The following is an 18067-nucleotide window of genomic DNA, read 5'->3' on the forward strand; positions in this document are numbered from 1 at the left end:
TACAATGAATCCGCAAACTTACCAGAATACGATGCAGTTTATGGGCGGACAGGGTTATTCCGGCGTTGAAACAACGGGAATAGGGCAATCAGGATTCCAGAGCGGTGGTATGAGCGATTTCCCTAACCAATCTTTAGGGGTTGGGCAGGCTATGGGGACAGGTTCTTCCTTATCCAGTATTTCCACAATGGGACCCGATACGTATCAAGCTTCAAGAGATCAATTAGGCAAAGGGTCCTCCAGCCTCAGTCAGATCGGTCAGCAAGCCGGAATTAGTCAGAGTAATAAATTTGTCTAATAATTAACAAATTTACTACTCTTAGTATTGTTATTAAGCCCCGCTAAAATGGGAAACCGGCGGGGTTTTTTATATGGAATAATTCAGAGCATTAGGCTACTGTCGTACAGTGCGATGGTAGTTTTTACTCATGAAAATAAAATTAAATACAACATTTATTGTAGAATAAAAGAAAGTAGGGTTAAATATACAACATTCCCATTTGTTGCATTCTCAACTTATTTATGTTAATGTTGCAAATATAAAAGAGGCCTTGGGTTAATAAAGGTAGAAGTTTATGTTGATTGGAGACATGGAACAAGATGGTATACTACTGGACATACAATTTCCTTAGGTGGTTTAGTGGGGAGTTATAATGAAACGAGTGATCTTTAAGTTAATATTATGTTTTTTAATGTTAACATTATTTGTACTATTTTTTTCCATATTAATTTCCAGAAGCAAAAATGTAGGGGAGTTATTTATTGATAATTATGCCATGAACCTTTTTTATTCTTTTGCTTTTAAAGGTATGTTTATAACTTTACCCCATACTTTAATGGCAGTCGGTTACTGTTTTGTTATTTTCAACATCTTAAAAAACAACTCAAAGCAGCAATTAATTATAATATTAAACTCGATTTGTGTGTTAATTTTATCTGTATCTATAGCGGCATTTATTTATTATTCCACTTCATGGTTTGATATAGTTGTTGTTTCTACGTTTACAAATACAATGTTTGCAGTATGCTTACTAAATATAATTTTGTATTTTACATATAGACTATTTAATCGTAATTGTGATAAGAATAAAACAGAAATAAAATTACAATAACTAAAGTTGTTGTCAGAAGTCAAACCTTAACGCAAACCATGGGGCTGTCGCAAAACGTTAATTTAAAAACGTTGAGTGACGCGCCCTTTTTCATCAAAGACAGGCAAATCGGTGCGGAATATATCAAGGAAGGATAATTCAAATTAAGAAGTTTAGCTCGATTTAGATGCGCAATCGGCCTGGGAAATCAAAAGGCCGTAAAGCCCTTAAGTAAGCTGGGTGGACGGATGTTTTGCTGTATTCATGGTGATATGAGGCCGGGGAAGTTTAGAAAGGCACGGGATGTGGTTTTGCTGACCCGTAGCTACCTCTGGTGCAAACACGTCAACCTTCCCTTTATATAGCAGTATGATATTCGAGCCGCACTTCCAACTCAAAAGTTCTTTGGAACCGTAGATCATGAATCTTCAAAATCAGGCAGAAGTACTCGCTTGAGGTAGTGTTAAATATTAAGTAATTGATATATACTAGCAAGTAGGGAAAGTAGGAATTTCCTGCATGGCAAGGAGGTTTGAAAATGGCTATAAACCGACCAATTGTAGATAATGCAAAAATCATGGCCAAGGGGCAGGTAACGATTCCCAAGGATATACGCGACATGCTTAAGTTGTCCGAAGGTGAAAGGGTGACTTTCATTTGCCAGGGTGATTATGCTATTGTTATGAACTCCGCTCTTTATGCAATGAAAACGCTTCAGAAAGAAATGCAAGGAAGATTTGAAGCTGTGGGAATTAATTCAGACGATGATATAAACGATTTGGTTAAAGAAATACGGCAGGAGATTGAAGGTAGATGAGGATAATGATTGATACTAATATCATTATCTCCGCTATTCGCAATCCGAATGGAACTCCATTTGCCGCTTATGCTAAAGCATCACAATCACCATATAAAATTATATTGTGTGATCAAATTGTTGATGAGGTAAGAAGAGTTTTTAATAGGAAATTTCCGGATAGTATACCTTTAATAGAAAGATTTTTTACGTGGGCGCTTTTTGAAGTGGTAAGCACACCCGGCCAAGAGGAAGTGGATGAAAAGGAAAACATGATCAGAGATGTAAATGATCGCCCTATACTCAGAGCGGCATTAAAGGCAAAGGTGGATGTCCTAATTACAGGAGATAGAGACTTTTTGGAATCGGGCGTAGAAACTCCAAAAATTGTAACAGCAGCAGAGTTTATAAGCGACTTTTAGAAAAAATAGCCTGCATCTGAAATAGGTGTCACACACTCCATGTAAAAACCATTAACCCAAAAGGAGTCGCTTACCAAGAGAAGAAATCTTTAAAAGTCGGATAAATCTGACATTTTGTTTCGTTAATTTTATCTTATTATTATATTATATGGGCAATCATTGCTTACTGTAATATGATGCATGCCATAAGCTGTCGGTAGGGAGGAACAGTAATGCGTAAGAATAACCAGACAATCGCTAAGGCCTGGGAGCATTTCGTTGCTAAGGCTGTAATAGACATGGATATAGTACCGGAGATCATTGCCGGATCGTGGCAGCGCTGTCGACAAGCCGGGATCGATCCTTATAACGGCGGAAGTATTACGATAATGGACGAAACCGAATTAAAAAACTTGCGCGGTCAAAAAAGCACCTTGATCGCCATTGCCAGGCCCTTTATGGAAAACATCTATAACTTTGTGGCCGGATCCGGTTTTGCAGTCATATTGTCCGATGAAACCGGTAAGATTCTAGAAACGTTGGGGGATCCTGTAATTAATAAAAAGGCTATGGAGATCAGTCTTATTCCCGGCAGCAACTGGTGTGAAGAAAGTGCCGGCACCAACGGAATCGGAACCGCTCTGGTATTGGAAAAGCCGGTGCAGATATCTGGCGAAGAGCATTACTGCCAGAATATTCACAACTGGACTTGTTCGGCTGCTCCCATTACAGGTGACGACGGACAGGTTATAGGTGCTCTGCAAATGTCGGGCCCCTCCCAGGCCAGCAACAAACACACCTTGGGGATGGTTGTGGCAGCTGTTAAAGCGATAGAGGAACAATTGAGGGTACAGAAGAAAAATCAAGAGCTTACTCTGGTTAATAACCGCATTAATAGCGTTTTTCATACTATGTCAGACGGGGTTATGGTATTAAATTCCGATGGCATTGTTGAACAGATCAATCCGTCTGCAGAACGTATTTTGAACAAGTCTAAAAACAAAGTTAACGGGTTTCATATCGAAGAGGTACTTAAAAACATCCCTAAAATCAAGGAAATCCTGAATTCCGGAAAACCTTTCTCAAACATCGAAGTAATGGACCAATCAGATAAAAACCACCTCCATTGCCTAATTTCAGGTGAGGCCTTAAAAGATCATCAAGGCCGGTATTTGGGTGGCGTAATCATAATAAATCCCATAAATAAAATTAAAAAACTGGTCAATCGTTTTGCCGGCTCCGAAGCCCGGTTTCAATTCACAGACATCATTGGAAACAGCCAGCATTTGCAGGAGGCTATTCGCATAGCCGCCCTGGCTGCCGAAAACGACAGCAACATTCTGCTCGAAGGGGAAAGCGGGACCGGCAAAGAAGTTTTTGCCCAGGCTATCCACAATGCCAGTCGAAGGCGGAACGGGCCGTTTGTGGCTCTCAATTGCGCTGCTATACCCAGAGAGTTGATGGGCAGCGAGCTGTTTGGTTATGTTGAAGGTGCTTTCACAGGCGCCTACCGCGGCGGGCGGCCGGGGAAATTTGAACTGGCCACCGGAGGGACTCTGTTTCTTGACGAAATCGGTGATATGACGCAGGGAAAACAGGGAGCTCTACTGAGGGCCATTCAGGAGAAGAAGATTGTCCGTATCGGAGACGATAAGATTATCCCGGTTGATGTCCGCATTATTTGCGCTACCAATAAAAACTTGCGCGAAGCGGTAGAAAAAAAGAACTTTCGTGAGGACCTTTTTTACCGTCTGAATGTAATAACCATTAAACTGCCGCCCCTGCGCGATCATCGGGAAGACATTCCCCAGCTTTTCGAATACTTCCTCGATGAAATAAGTCGGCGTTTGGCGATCGAAATTGACTATTATGAGCCGAAGATTGTAGAAGCTCTAACCCGCTATGATTGGCCGGGCAATGCTCGAGAACTTCAAAATGTGGTGGAAAGAATGCTCTGTGTTGCCCGTGATAAACGGCTGTCTTACAGAGACCTGCCCAGTGAGGTGCGGGAAGAAACGATTATAAGCCTTCAGGATAGAGAGCAGGTCAATCCTGGAACTATTGCCAGTGTAGGTTTAGAAAGAAAGCGCCGAAAGCAGCTCCGGGCCGCGGCGGAAGAACAGGAGATTGTGGAACTGCTTGGCCAGTATGGAGGCAATATAACCATGGTAGCCCGGCATATGGGGATTTCAAGGAATACATTGTACCGAAAAATAAGGGAGTACAACATCCAACTTTGATTCTGATAATTATTAAACATAGATGTTAAACAAGTGTAACTGTGATGTCACAATATTGTACCGATAATGAACAGTGTCGGTACAATATTTTTTTGCCCATACCGTAATTGAAAAGAAAAAATTAAGCGGAATTTATTCCCTGGAGCCGGCAATGAAAAGCAAAAAACCAAATATTCAGCTTTAAGAATTAATATTTGAAAGCCTGCAGGTATGGCATGAATATTGCTTTAAAGGTTTTTAGAGATTGGGAAAAGGAGGTGAATCCCTGGCTTTACTTGATAGAGCCAGGCCAAGATGGAGAAGAATCTAATTGTTCAACCAGAAACATGCACCGGATGTCGAACATGCGAAATGATTTGTTCTTTTGTCCACGCGCAGGAGTTTAATCCATTACGCTCCAGAATTACCGTCTTCAGTTATGAAAAAGTAGGGCTGTCTGCTCCCATGGTGTGCCAGCAGTGCAGTGTGGCGGCATGTATGCAGGTTTGCCCGGTGGGCGCCATCCAGCGGGATGAACATTCAGCAGCTTTGCTGGTCTCGCAGGATAAGTGCCTGCGGTGCAAGATGTGTACAATCGCCTGTCCCTTTGGCGCTGCTACCTATGATCCGGGCAAAGACATGATCCTAAAATGCGATCTTTGCGGCGGGGACCCTCAATGCATCAAATACTGCCCATCCGGGGCCATTAGTTATCAAGACCCTCTACAAGCTACCCTGGCGAAACGCAAGAGCTACGCCGAAAAATTTAAGACCGCATTCGAGGAGGTGATTTAGCTATGTTTGGATGGATGGGGAAAATCTTAAGAATTGATTTAACTCGTGGAACCATCAGCCAGGAAGCTTTGGATCGCGACGATTTGCGCAACTATATTGGCGCTCGGGGATTGGGAACCAGGCTTTTTGTAAAAGAAGTCGATCCCAATGTAGATCCTTTAAGTCCGGAAAATAAAGTAATATTCATGAGTGGTCCTTTAACCGGAACTTTCGCTCCCTGTGGAGGACGGTTCAATGTGGTTACCAAAGGGGTTTTAAACGGCACCATTGCCGCCTCCAATTCCGGAGGAAACTTTGGACCGGAGCTGAAATTTGCCGGCTTTGACGGAATTATTATTGAAGGCCGCGCCGCAAAACCGGTCTATCTCTGGGTATATAATGACCAGGTTGAAATACGTGATGCGTCCGAATTATGGGGAAAAGATGTTTTTGAAACCACCGACCTGATTAAAGCAAGCACCGATGAAGAAACCAAGGTAGCCTGTATAGGACCGGCCGGTGAAAACCAGGTTAAGTTTGCCTGCATAATGAATGAATATCACCGGGCAGCGGGACGCTCCGGGGTTGGTGCGGTGATGGGATCAAAAAACCTTAAGGCAGTTGCAGTGCGGGGAACCGGCGGAGTAAAAGTCGCAAGTGTCAATGATTTCATGGAGGCGGCTGTCGATGCCCGTAAGAAACTGGCGGCCCATCCGGTTACCAGTGAGGGACTCACAGCTTATGGCACCAATATATTGATAAATATTCTGAATGAAAATGGCGGCCTGCCGGTTAAAAACTACAGTGAGGCAGCCGTTTTCGAGGGAGCGGAAAAAATATCCGGGGAGTATCAGGCGGAAAAATATCTGGTAAAAAATAAAGGCTGTTTCGGCTGCACGATCGGCTGCGGGCGGGTAACCAAGATCAGTCAGGGCAAATTCAAAAGCCGGGGAGAGGGTCCGGAATATGAGGCAACCTGGGCTTTCGGGGCTAATCTGGGCCTGGACGATTTCGAGGCGGTCTCCAAGGCTAATTTCCTCTGCAACGAGTTGGGCTTGGACCCTATTACTATGGGAAGCACCCTGGCCTGTGCGGTGGAAATGTACCAGAAGGGGATTATACCTACAGGAGATGTAGAGCAATCTCTGCACTGGGCTGATGGCGAACTGCTGGTGGAAATGGTCAAGAAAACCGCATTTCGGGAAGGATTTGGCGATCAATTGGCAGAAGGTTCGTACCGCCTGGCGGATCAATACGGTCATCCGGAATACTCAATGACGGTGAAGAAACAGGAGCTCCCCGCTTATGATCCTCGCGGCCAGCAGGGCATCGGGCTGAATTATGCAACCTCCAACCGGGGCGGCTGCCATGTGCGCGGCTATCTGACCTCCCCGGAAATTCTGGGCATTCCTGAGCTGGCTGATCCGGCCAGCACGGAAGGGAAGCCGGCTCTTTTGAAGCTTTTCCAGGATCTGACCGCCCTGGTCGACTCATCCGGAACCTGTCTGTTCACCACTTTTGCCATAGGACTTTCCGAACTCTCTTCGGAAATCAGGGCAGCCACCGGAATCACTATGAGTGATGAAGAGTTTTTACTGGCGGGAGAACGGATCTGGAACATGGAACGGCTTTTTAACCTGGCGGCTGGTTTCAGCAGCAAAGACGACCGCCTGCCCAAACGATTGCTGGAGGAGCCGATGAAAGGCGGACCGCGCCAAGGACAGGTGCATCAACTGGATAAAATGCTGCCGGAATACTATGAACTTCGTGGATGGAATGAAAACGGCGTTCCCAAGGAGGGCAAAATGGAGGAATTGGGCCTGGCCTAGGCTCAATAAAACAAGGGCGGTCCGCGCCATCACCGGCGCGGATGGCCCTGGTAAGGAGGAAAGCGCCTATGCCTGGGATAACAGTCCAATTGCCGGAAGAATTGGAGCGTATCATCCGGGCCTATCCGGGTGATAAACGTTATATTTTAGCCATGATGCAGGATTTACAGAAACAGTGCAATTATCTGCCCAGGGAAGCCCTGGAGGAGATTGCCAGGCATGTGGAGATTCCCTTTTCAAAAGTTTACGCCCTGGCTACTTTTTACAAAGCTTTCAGCCTGGTGCCCAGAGGCAAGTACCATATCAAAGTATGCGACGGCACCGCCTGCCATATTAAAAGCTCGGCGGTGCTAATTGATCAGATATTCAACGCGATTGCCATCAGGCCGGGTGAAACAAGCCCGGACGGCATGTTTTCCCTGGAAACCGTAAACTGCATCGGAGCCTGCGCTATAGCGCCGGTAATGGTGATCAATGAAAAGGTATACTCCAAGGTTTCATCGGCAGGGATTCTGGATGTTATTAATGGTATAAGGGGGGATATAAATGACAACGCAAAATCCTCCTGATAACAGAAAAATACTGGTATGCTGCGGAACCGGCTGCCAGGCCAGCGGCAGCATGGACGTATTTCTGGCCTTTCAAAATCAGCTGCATCCTGAACCCGGGGTGACTGTCGAAACCTATGCCAAAGCCACAGGCTGCAACGGCTGGTGTGAGCAGGGGCCTCTGGTGAAAATCCTGCCCGACGACATCACTTACTGTCGGGTTCAAGCCAAACATGTGGCTGAAATAATAGATAAGACGATTAAGCAAGGCGAATTGGTAAAAAAGCTTCTCTATCGCGACCCTGTCACTAAAAAACAGGTCAGATCCCACCACGAGATCAATTTCTATAAAAAGCAGCATAAGGTGGCCCTGCGCCATATTGGCGAAATCGATCCCGCCTCCCTTGACGATTATCTGGCTTATGACGGTTACAAAGCATTGGGCCAGGCTTTTGCCATGTCGCCGGCGGACATTATCGACGAGATCGAGCGTTCCGGACTTAGAGGGCGGGGAGGGGCGGGATTTCCCACCGGGCGCAAATGGCGGAGCTGTGCAGCTCAAGAAGCTTCGGAAAAATACCTGGTCTGCAACGGTGATGAAGGGGATCCCGGCGCCTTTATGGATCGCAGCATTATGGAGGGAGATCCCCATACCGTTATTGAAGGCATGATCATCGGGTCGATGGCAATAGGCGCTCATAAAGGATTCATCTATGTCCGCGACGAGTATGGACTGGCCGTGCAAAATCTGGGCAGAGCCATCCAGGACGCCAGAGCTAATGGATATTTAGGCGAGGACATTATGGGCAAGGGATGGGCGTTTGATATTGAAATCGTACGGGGCGGGGGGGCTTTTGTCTGCGGTGAAGAGACGGCCTTAATGAACTCCATTGAAGGAAATGCGGGAGAACCGCGGGATAAATACGTCTATCCCACCGAGAAGGGGCTGTGGGGAAAGCCGACTATAATCAATAACGTGGAAACATGGGCCAATATCCCGGTAATTATCCTGGCAGGCGCAGAAAAATTCGCGTCTATTGGCAGTAAGAACAGTAAAGGAACCAAAGTGTTTTCCCTGGTAGGTAAAGTAGTAAATACCGGACTGGTGGAAGTGCCGATGGGCACCACCTTAAGGGAAATCATTTTTGACATCGGCGGGGGGATTCTCAAAGGGAAGGCTTTCAAAGCCGTTCAGACCGGGGGGCCGTCCGGCGGATGCATACCGGCCGAGTTGCTGGACCTGGAGATTGATTTTGATTCATTGACCGAGGCGGGCTCAATGATGGGGTCAGGCGGTCTTATCGTAATGGATGAACATACCTGCATGGTAGAGGTGGCCCGGTATTATCTCCATTTCCTGGCCGGGGAGTCATGCGGCAAATGTGTTCCCTGCCGTGAAGGAATTGACAGAATGCTGGAGATTCTAACCCGAATCTGTGAAGGACATGGAAAAATGGAAGATTTAGATCTGTTGGAAGATCTGAGCGAAACCCTGAAGGCGGCATCATCGTGCGCCCTGGGCAAAACGGCTACCAATCCGGTATTATCGACTCTCAGGTATTTTCGCCCCGAGTATATCAGCCATATTCATGAAAAAAGATGTGCAGCCGGGGTATGCCGCAGCCTGACTACCTTTGATATAATTCCTGAGATATGCACCGGCTGCGGCTTGTGTGAAAAGAACTGCCCGGTGCAGGCTATTCGCGGGGAGAAGAAGGAGCCTCATACTATCTCCCAGGAACTGTGCATTCGCTGCGGTGATTGCTTCAATCGCTGCAATTTCGGGGCTATTAAAGTTGTATAGGAGGTATGGGATTATGAAGATCATCGTGGATGGAAAAGAAATTGACGCGGTTTTGGGAGAAACGCTCCTGGGAGCGGCCCGCAGAGCCGGAATCCATATTCCCACCCTCTGTTACCATGAATCCCTGGAGGGACAAGGCCGCTGCCGGCTGTGTATGGTCGAGGTCAATGAGGGCGGCAGGAAAGAAGTGGTCGCTTCCTGCACCTATCCGGTGAAAGAGGGAATTGAAGTCACTACCTCCACTCCGGTTATAGATAAGATAAGGCGCAATATCATTATGCTGCTCTACAAGCGGGCTACCGGGAGTCCAGTTATGCGACAGCTTTTTCAAGAGTACGGATGCCCGCAGAACTCACTGCAGGAAAATCCCGAAGAACGCTGCATTCTATGCAATATCTGCGTGCGGGCCTGCGAAGAACTGGGGAGCAGCGCGATTTCCCTCATCATGCGGGGAACTCAGAAAAGGGTTGCCACTCCCTATGATGAAGCCGCGGCGGTGTGCATAGGCTGTGGAACCTGCGCCCGGGTATGCCCGGCCGGAGCCATTGAAATGACGGAAAAGGAGGGAATCCGGGTCATCTGGAACAAGGCCTTTGCCATGCAGGCTTGTTCGCGCTGCGGCAGCTATTATGCAAGCCGTGAAGAAATCGCTCATTTAACCGCAAGGAAGCCGGAATATGTGATCCAGTCAGACCTGTGTGAAGACTGCCGTAAAAGAATGATGGCGGAAAAAATAGCGGTCTTTGTTTCGGAATAATTGATTATACTCACAGGAGGATGGGGCCATGAAGATCACGGTAAAGTTGTTTGCCAACTTGCGCAAAGGACGATTCAAGGTCAATGATTTGGAATTTCCAGAGGGAACCAATGTGTTGCAGGTTTTAAATGATCTTTCCATTGATGCTGAAGAAATGAAAATCGGGATCATATTCGTCAATGGCAGGCACGCGAGCTTTGACACTGTCTTAAAAGAGCAAGATGTGCTGGCCATATTCCCTCCCGTGGCAGGTGGTTGATAATGGATGAAAAAGCAGCAAGTTTATTAAAGAAGTTTTCTGAGGCAGGTTCCCTGGCCTGGGCAGAGGTGCGTGAAATATCTTCTCAGACCGGCGTCCAGGAGCGATCTTTGGAAGATCAGGCATTGTCCCAGGGGATTATTCCGTTGCGTTACCATCGTAATATTGGAACCATCAGTGTTTCTGAACAGCAAGTTTTGTTAAATTCCAAAGTGGTGGTTATAGGCTGCGGCGGGCTGGGCGGCAACGTCTTAGAGCAGCTGGCCCGACTGGGGATCGGAACGATTATAGGTTGGGATTTTGACGCATTTGAAGAGCATAATATCAACCGTCAGATCCTATCGGATTTCAGTCTGCTTGGAAAGGGCAAGGTGGAGGCGGCAGAATCAAGATTGAAGGCTATTAATCCGGCAGTTTGCTTTCAAGCGGTAAAGTCCCGGTTCGATATGGAGCAGGCCAGGACCGTACTGCCGGGCTGTAAAACAGTCATAGATGCCTTGGATAATGCCCGGGATCGTCTCAAGTTAAGTTCTGCCTGCCGGGAGTTGGGGATTCCTTTGGTGCATGGAGCCGTAGAAGGATGGATGGGGCAGCTTACGACCCAATTCCCGGGTGATACAGTAATTGAAGAAATCTATAGACAGAATTATGAGAACGGGCGAATTTTATCTACTCCGGCTTTCACTCCCGCCCTGGTGGCCAGTTTGCAAGTGGCTGAAACGGTTAAAATTCTGCTGGGCCGCGGGGAATTGCTGCGTAATCGGATTATGCTGATCAATCTCCTGGACATGGACATGGAAACGATAGAGTTGTGCACGGATGATTAATATTGCCTTTGAGTATCGCGATAGAAGAGTAGGAGCCAACCTGATAATGGAGAGTTTATGATGCAGGCAGCCAAATCAGAGTGCGTCTAAATTGAGCACATATTACATTTAGCTAAGCAAAATAAGGCTTCCTTGATCAGGGGGCCTTTTTCGCTCATTTATCATGTCCCTGAGCCCGGCTCCTAAAAGCATACCATACAATCGCCCGGTTTTTATTGACATGGTTTGGGGGCTACAGGTGACCGTGGATTGCTTATGTGTTGCTTAAAGCTGTTTACAAGTATAAAATGAATATAATGATTACCATGTAATATTATGCATTTTATGAAAATTCGTATATGTTTTCCGAACTTAGGGACCTAAAGCGATGCCATGGGCCTTAAGTCGGGGTACACCGGGAAACGGGTGTGCCTCCCATTGTGGAAAGGAAGCTGTAATCCGAATGATATTCATCATACTCGCTTATTCATCGTGTTATTCACCGCATATTTCTAATCGTATTTCTCCCCGTAATTCAAACAGCATTCCCGATCATATTTTGGTATTTCTGATTACATGTATAGCTGGACCCGGCATTGCTTTTGCCGAGTCTTTTTTTTGCCCGGAGCAGAGTATTCGCTGTAAAAATGATTCTTGTACGACAGGATAAACGGCATTTCTCAAAAGAGAGGCGGAAGTTGCTTAATTTATGCAGAGATTGGAGGGATGAGTTGATCGGTGGGTATGTTGTATGGGATCTACGCTCAGGAGACTTCAATAAGTGATGTACAAGCCTGATAAGACACCAAGTTTAAGCTGATGAGAACTCTATACAGAACAAGAGTTGCCATCCTGGCTGCCGATGACAGTAGTGTTTCTGGCTGAGAAGAAGACTTTAAGCGTAATTACATTTTGAGAGGTGATATCTAATGACGAGAAGGCTAATTGCTGTAGCGATTACCATGCTATTCATGATGTCGATGCTCCCGGGACCGGTTTTTGCCGTTAACGCTTCGGTTACCCTGACGTTGAGCGCGGACAGCGCAACGGCTGAAACCAGCATAACCGCATGGGGCAGCGCTGATCCCGACACCTGGGTGTCGGTTAAAATACTTGACAGCAGCGGAAATATAGTGTTTTACGACGCGGTTAAATCAAGCTCCAGCGGAAATTATAGCTGTACATTCAAGGTCCCCCCGGTCCCGCCCGGAACCTTGACGGTAGTAGCCGGTTACGGCAGCAATGTTGCCAATAAAGCCTTGGTGGTAACGAAAAACGGGGCGAGCCCCGGAAGCGGAGGAGGCGGCGGAGGCGGAGGCAATGCCCCTGCCGGACAGACGGTTGGCCCCGACGGAGGTACCGTAAATGAAGCCGGAGTAGTGGTGAGTTTTCCGGCGGATGCCATCAGCGGTGACATAAAAGTCACGGTTAAAAAATTAACTACAGGGATTCCTGAGGTTCCATCAGGATTGAGATTATTATTGTTGGGTGAGGTATATGAAATCAGCAGTGACGGCAATAGTGAATTCAATAAGCCTGTCACCATTACCCTGCCCTTTGATCCCTCCAAGATCGATAGCAGCCAATATGATCTGGGCATTTATTACTGGCAAAACGGGCAGTGGATCATTCTGGACAATATCGTAGTGGATGCCGCAGCCGGAACAGTAAGCGGAGAGGTAAATCATTTCAGTAAATTTGCCGTCCTGGCCCGTGAAAAAGCTGAAACACCAGGTACAGAAACACCGGGGTTAAAAGACATTGCCGGCCACTGGGCGGAAGCGAATATCATCCAGCTGGTGGCTGCCGGAGCAGTGAAGGGTTATCCGGAAGGAACGTTTAAACCGGACAACACCATCAGCAGGGCAGAGTTTGCCACTATCCTGGTGAAAGCCTTCAAGCTGGAAGCGAGAGCCGGAAAGGTATTCAACGATACCGCGGACCACTGGGCCAAGGATTTCATTGCTGCAGCAGCGGCTGAGGGAATCGTAACCGGATACAGCGATACCAGCTTTGGCCCCGACGACAGCATAACCCGGGAACAGATGGCGGTGATGATTGCCAAGGCAGCTGAACTTACCGATGCTTCAGCGGGGAAAGACTTTGCCGATGGAGGGCAGATTTCCGACTGGGCTAAAGAAGCTGTAGCCAGAGCCGGAGGAGAAGGCATAATCTCAGGTTATCCGGATAATACCTTCAGGCCCCGGGCAACCGCTACCCGAGCTGAGGCTGTAACGGTAATTGTAAAGGCATTATAGAAAGACCGGATCATGAAACCTGTGCAGGCCAAGCAGGGTTAGGCGCCAGCAATAAACTGAGAGGAGGCGGACTACAGATAAAACGGAAGCACTTCCAGGCCGCCGTTGAAAAAAGGTCACATGGAGGATGGACTAACAGAGAAAACGGAAGCACTCGTTGTGTTTAACAAAAGTGGAGAGGAGTGTTTTTGGTCATGTTTCTAAGGAAAAAGAGGTTGGGGAATTTAATTGTATGCATAATGCTAACTATATTTTTGGGATTGGGCAGCTTTATATTGCCGGTGACGGCGGCTGCCGCGGATGGAACATCGACCATGGAACTGGTGCCTGAGGATGAGGGGGATAATCAGATTTTAGCCGATCCGGCCGATAGCTCTGATAACAACGCAGGTGATGCGGCACCACTCTCAGAGGCCCCGGATTTAAATGACGACAGCGAAAATAATGGATTGGAGGAGGAGGTTTTAACCGCTCCTGCTCTAAGGGCTGATACTGCCGAGAACATCATCGGGCAGCCCGCAGAGATTGCTTTTACTGATGAAGGAAGCTGGAGTACCTCCATCAGCCGCATAACAGTAGACGGAACAGAACTGTCCTCTGAGCAATATACAATATACAGTGAGAAGATAGCTATTGCGGCCGGGGTGTTTACGGTTGCCGGCGATTATCAGATATCGGTCCAGGCCGACGGCTATGCTGATGCCGGTGTGACCCAGACCATGACAGCGATAGATCCAGTAGACAGCAATGCGCGCATGGTGTTAATGGGCATAATGACTGAGGGTTCGCCGCCTCCGGTTTTAACCGCCGATGCCGCCGATAACAGGGTCGGAAACGCCATAGACATTACCTTTGCGGAGGATGAAGCCTGGAGAAATGCCATTGCCGAGGTCACCGTCGATGGCGCTGCCATTGCGAGTGAGAAGTACTCAGCGGCAACAGGCAAGCTTACCTTTGATGCCAGCCTGTTCGCAACGGCCAAAGACTACGCCATTGTGGTAAAGGCGTCCGGTTACAGCGATGCTGCCGTAACCCAGACGGTAGGTGAGGCTGCTTTGCTTGCTCCGCCTGTCCTTGCGGCCGATGCTACCGATAACACGGTCGGCAACTCCATAGAAATTACCTTTGCGGAAGACGAAACCTGGAGAAATACCATTACTGAGGTTACCGTCGATGGCGCTGCCATTGCAGGTGACAAGTACTCAGCGGCAGCAGGCAAGCTTACTTTTGATGCCAGCCTGTTCGCAACGGCCAAAGACTACGCCATTGTGGTCAAGGCGTCCGGTTACAGCGATGCTACCGTAACCCAGACCGTGCTGGCAGTTTTGTTGCCGCTGCCCGCAGGTGATTTCACCTGGACGTCCAACAAGGAAATCCCCGACAAGACGAGAATATGGGTAACCGTAACCGTACCTGACACAACGGAATGCAGAACCTGGGTGGCGGCGGTCAACCAGGTCGTGGTGCAAAAAGACTCCGACCCACCGGTGGAGTTCCCCAAGTCGGAGAGCAACCAAACCGTTACAGACTCAAATGAGTATCTTACTGCCAGCTATTCCCCTAGAAGCGTTATCCTGGGCGCGCGTGATTACTTTGAAGACCCCGGCACCTATACCATCACCATATCGGCAGGCGGCTATATGGATTATGTATATTCTTACACCATAACCCCGGTTGCCAACCGGGCGCCGGAAAAAAACACGTACTTGCAAAACCTCCGTTTCGATTACAATAATCCGGTCGCGGAAATTGTCCTCCCGATCGATAAGATCGCTATGGACAGAGACGGCGATGAGCTGGATTTCGTAAGCTATACCCCCGATTATACCGCCAGCTTCTACAGCCTGAGATACAATGCCGCGACCAAAAGCGTCATTGTAACGGCGGCGTGGGATGAAGCGACCGCCGAAACCACCACCCTGAACAGCACCGTCCCAGTGACGATCAAGGAAGTGACTGATGATGCCTTCTCCGTCACCGTGAACCTGAGCATCACCATGGAACTGCAAAACGGGCCTACTTCTTGGACGGCCGACACCTCGGCAAACAGCGGCTTTGACAGCGCGGCGGGGGGCACGATCGGCAACGTCACCGTCACCGGAGCGATCAGCTCTTCTTACGGTACGAAATATCTTGAGAATTTCTATAGGCTAACCGTCAATGGAACAACATTAGAGCCGGGCCAATACACGGTCAGCGGCACCTACAACAAACCGCTGGTTACCATAAACAAGAGCGTGTTTACGCAAGTGGGCAACTATACCATCGGCTTCTGGTCCAAAGGGTTCAAGCCCACCACCGTGACCCAGCCCATTGTAGCGCCATTTACCACGGCTTCGGTTACTGCCGACAGTCCCACGCTGATTTACAGCGATTTTTCCGTGACCCCCCTTAAGATCGATTTTGCGGCCAGCATCACCAAAGATCAGATAACGGCGGTCAAATTCTATTTGGAAGGCGCCACCTCCTCCAAGAACATTGCCACGCAATACTATTCGGTGGTTGATCATCAGCTGATTATCAATATGGCCTCCAATAATAACGCTTATTTTGCCACCGCCCCGGGAAATCACCGCTTCGCTATTTCCGTGACCGGTTACCCGGATATTGAGGTGCCCTACTCCCTGACGGCGGTGACCGATACCAAGCCGGCCATTATGCCGGCGCCGGACCCGGTCTACATGGGCGAGGATATTGTCCTGACTTTCGACAAGGACGACCCCGGGGCGGTTGCCTATGCCGACAGCATCGCCTATATCAAGTATTCGAGCACTTTGCTGGAGTATGATGTTGACGTGGCGGCGGGAACCGTGACCATCAAGGGCAAAAAGGCGGATGACAGCTCCTACTTCTCTTCTGGCAGCTGTATCCTGGGAATCATCGTTGAAGGCTATACTTTGAACAATGTGACGCAGACGATTTCCAAGCGGCTGTCCCCCAAGGCGACGGCGGCGGCGGAGACTATTTTCGTCTATCCCCAGAATGCGGTGGTGTTCAACTATGATAAAAACCATACCGGCGCCGATGCCTGGGCGGACAATATCACCAAGATTACCCTCACTACGCCGGTCAGGAGCGTTACCCTCACCGTTAACAGCAGCGCTCTGACCATTGACAAGAATGCCGGGACCATCGCCATAAATGCCGACGTGCTGAAAAACTATTTCATCTCGGTGGGAACCTATACGGTTACGATCATCGCAACCGGCTATCAGGATGAGAAGTTTTATCAGAAGGTGGTTGCGCCTGTAGTCGCCGCTGATTCCACGGTAGCCTACAAAGGTCATTCTACCTACGATGCCGGCGATCCCGCCGCGATTCTGCCCACTTGGAGCATCGATTTCGGGAGCAGCGGCTACAAACGCGTAAAAACCGAGAATCAACAGGTATACCCGGTTGATCTGACCACGGCGACAGAGGGAACGGTTACCACCATTACCCCTAAGGCAGCTTATCTTGGCGGCCTGGCCATGAATAGAGTCCATACCTTCAGCTTTGAAGACAACAGCGGTGCCATCATAGCCTGCGCGACCGTATATGTGTGCCGGGACAGCGCCGAGGTGCTGCAAATCCTGGAAGGCGGCAATACCGTCAAGACCTTTACCATGGGCCAGTTCAAAGCCATTGCGGCGCAGGAAGGCGACAAAACCTACGACGTTTCCATGATCAACTCCTTTGGCACAAAGAAGAATGAAACGGGGTTTATGGGGCCTACCGTGCGCGGCATTATCGAAGCGGCCTACGGCAAAACGCTGGAAGAGGAATTCGGCGCGGATAATTTCGGTACCACCACCATGAAAGTGGCGGCGCCGGATGGATATTGGCAAACTCCGACGTTTACTGATGTATTCGGCACCAGATATTATTTCCCCAACATTCTCGCCGCCGATGCCGCGGAAACTTGGGAAGGCCAAGAAGTCCTGCCGGCGTTCATTGCCTACAACATCGACGACGGCAAATTTATCATCGGCCAGTGCAATCCGCTGGATATGAACAATCCCACCATGGTCAAAAATATGTTCACCAATGGTAAGGGGATTATCACTATTACCAGAGACGCCGCTTTAAGCAGTTTTGCCTCCAACTATGTAAAAGAAGCGGTAGTGGGTGATGTTACCGTGGCGGCCGGCGGTACGGCGGCTGCTCCTGTCAGAGCGGGCGCCGATACCAAAGTGGAATTCATTATGCCCAATATGGATCAGTACGCCATCCTGTACTATACCATCAACAAGGATGGCAGCACTCCCCAGGATCCTGATCCTAGCATGCAAGAGGGCGTTTTCAAGTACAATATCAAGACCTACGACACGCCCTACATTTTCGATCATCCCATCCTTGACACCCCGGGCACAACCGTGATTAAGGCGCAAGCCTACAAAATCGGGATGCTCCCCTCGCAGGTATTCAGCTTTACCTTCAATGTAGAAGCCAACATCACTCCGGCTTTGACTGCGGCCAGCGGGGTGAAGGTTGGTGAAGATGTAGTCATCACTTTCAGCGAAGACGCGGCATGGAGAGCGGCCAT

The 18067-nt window shown here is 48.5% G+C and carries 13 protein-coding genes and 1 riboswitch; all 13 genes read left to right on the plus strand.

What is annotated here, in order from left to right; genetic code table 11:
• Positions 1–298 (plus strand): hypothetical protein (locus tag B3W37_RS11785; protein ID WP_483175897.1); only part of this gene is annotated, 298 nt, incomplete at its 5' end.
• A gap of 1331 nt (positions 299–1629) precedes the next feature.
• A complete protein-coding gene (locus tag B3W37_RS11790; RefSeq protein ID WP_483175898.1) occupies positions 1630–1908 on the plus strand; it encodes an AbrB/MazE/SpoVT family DNA-binding domain-containing protein in 279 nt (92 codons plus the stop codon).
• Positions 1905–2309, plus strand: a complete 405-nt coding sequence (locus tag B3W37_RS11795; RefSeq protein WP_483175899.1) for a putative toxin-antitoxin system toxin component, PIN family — start codon at positions 1905–1907, stop codon at positions 2307–2309. Before B3W37_RS11790 ends, B3W37_RS11795 begins: the two co-directional genes overlap by 4 nt.
• Before the next feature lie 212 nt (positions 2310–2521).
• Positions 2522–4528 carry a sigma-54-dependent Fis family transcriptional regulator gene (locus B3W37_RS11800; RefSeq protein WP_483168899.1) on the plus strand — a complete coding sequence of 669 codons (2007 nt, stop codon included), beginning with the start codon at positions 2522–2524 and terminating at the stop codon, positions 4526–4528.
• 294 nt (positions 4529–4822) lie between these two features.
• Positions 4823–5302 carry a 4Fe-4S dicluster domain-containing protein gene (locus B3W37_RS11805; RefSeq protein WP_481040316.1) on the plus strand — a complete coding sequence of 160 codons (480 nt, stop codon included), beginning with the start codon at positions 4823–4825 and terminating at the stop codon, positions 5300–5302.
• A 2-nt stretch (positions 5303–5304) separates the two neighbouring features.
• Positions 5305–7110, plus strand: a complete 1806-nt coding sequence (locus tag B3W37_RS11810) for an aldehyde ferredoxin oxidoreductase family protein (RefSeq protein ID WP_483168901.1) — start codon at positions 5305–5307, stop codon at positions 7108–7110.
• 68 nt (positions 7111–7178) lie between these two features.
• Positions 7179–7679 (plus strand): NADH-quinone oxidoreductase subunit NuoE family protein, encoded by a 501-nt coding sequence (locus B3W37_RS11815; protein ID WP_483175901.1) that lies wholly within the window; start codon positions 7179–7181, stop codon positions 7677–7679.
• A complete protein-coding gene (locus tag B3W37_RS11820) occupies positions 7657–9462 on the plus strand; it encodes an NADH-ubiquinone oxidoreductase-F iron-sulfur binding region domain-containing protein (RefSeq protein WP_483175902.1) in 1806 nt (601 codons plus the stop codon). Before B3W37_RS11815 ends, B3W37_RS11820 begins: the two co-directional genes overlap by 23 nt.
• A 13-nt stretch (positions 9463–9475) precedes the next feature.
• Positions 9476–10219, plus strand: coding sequence for a 2Fe-2S iron-sulfur cluster-binding protein (locus B3W37_RS11825; RefSeq protein WP_483171984.1), 744 nt, complete (start codon positions 9476–9478; stop codon positions 10217–10219).
• A 28-nt stretch (positions 10220–10247) separates the two neighbouring features.
• Positions 10248–10478, plus strand: a complete 231-nt coding sequence (locus B3W37_RS11830) for a MoaD/ThiS family protein (RefSeq protein WP_483171985.1) — start codon at positions 10248–10250, stop codon at positions 10476–10478.
• Between the two features lie 2 nt (positions 10479–10480).
• Positions 10481–11305, plus strand: a complete 825-nt coding sequence (locus B3W37_RS11835; RefSeq protein ID WP_483175903.1) for a HesA/MoeB/ThiF family protein — start codon at positions 10481–10483, stop codon at positions 11303–11305.
• Positions 11306–11636: 331 nt separating this feature from the next.
• Positions 11637–11752: riboswitch (molybdenum cofactor riboswitch) on the plus strand.
• 461 nt (positions 11753–12213) lie between these two features.
• The gene (locus B3W37_RS11840) at positions 12214–13542 is read left to right on the plus strand and encodes an S-layer homology domain-containing protein (RefSeq protein WP_483175905.1); all 1329 of its coding nucleotides are present in this window, start codon (positions 12214–12216) and stop codon (positions 13540–13542) included.
• 239 nt (positions 13543–13781) lie between these two features.
• Positions 13782–18067: hemoblobin-interacting domain-containing protein (locus tag B3W37_RS11845; RefSeq protein ID WP_483175907.1), on the plus strand; the 4286-nt coding region annotated here is incomplete at its 3' end.

This window comes from Syntrophomonas sp. UBA5494 (genome assembly GCF_002426325.1).

Excerpts from the sequence above, each read along its gene's own strand:
- B3W37_RS11835 (WP_483175903.1), top strand. The coding sequence starts at position 10,481 with ATGGATGAAAAAGCAGCAAGTTTATTAAAGAAGTTTTCTGAGGCAGGT.
- B3W37_RS11790 (WP_483175898.1), top strand. The coding sequence starts at position 1,630 with ATGGCTATAAACCGACCAATTGTAGATAATGCAAAAATCATGGCCAAG.
- B3W37_RS11815 (WP_483175901.1), top strand. The coding sequence starts at position 7,179 with ATGCCTGGGATAACAGTCCAATTGCCGGAAGAATTGGAGCGTATCATC.
- B3W37_RS11805 (WP_481040316.1), top strand. The coding sequence starts at position 4,823 with ATGGAGAAGAATCTAATTGTTCAACCAGAAACATGCACCGGATGTCGA.
- B3W37_RS11840 (WP_483175905.1), top strand. The coding sequence starts at position 12,214 with ATGACGAGAAGGCTAATTGCTGTAGCGATTACCATGCTATTCATGATG.
- B3W37_RS11830 (WP_483171985.1), top strand. The coding sequence starts at position 10,248 with ATGAAGATCACGGTAAAGTTGTTTGCCAACTTGCGCAAAGGACGATTC.
- B3W37_RS11820 (WP_483175902.1), top strand. The coding sequence starts at position 7,657 with ATGACAACGCAAAATCCTCCTGATAACAGAAAAATACTGGTATGCTGC.
- B3W37_RS11800 (WP_483168899.1), top strand. The coding sequence starts at position 2,522 with ATGCGTAAGAATAACCAGACAATCGCTAAGGCCTGGGAGCATTTCGTT.
- B3W37_RS11825 (WP_483171984.1), top strand. The coding sequence starts at position 9,476 with ATGAAGATCATCGTGGATGGAAAAGAAATTGACGCGGTTTTGGGAGAA.
- B3W37_RS11810 (WP_483168901.1), top strand. The coding sequence starts at position 5,305 with ATGTTTGGATGGATGGGGAAAATCTTAAGAATTGATTTAACTCGTGGA.
- B3W37_RS11795 (WP_483175899.1), top strand. The coding sequence starts at position 1,905 with ATGAGGATAATGATTGATACTAATATCATTATCTCCGCTATTCGCAAT.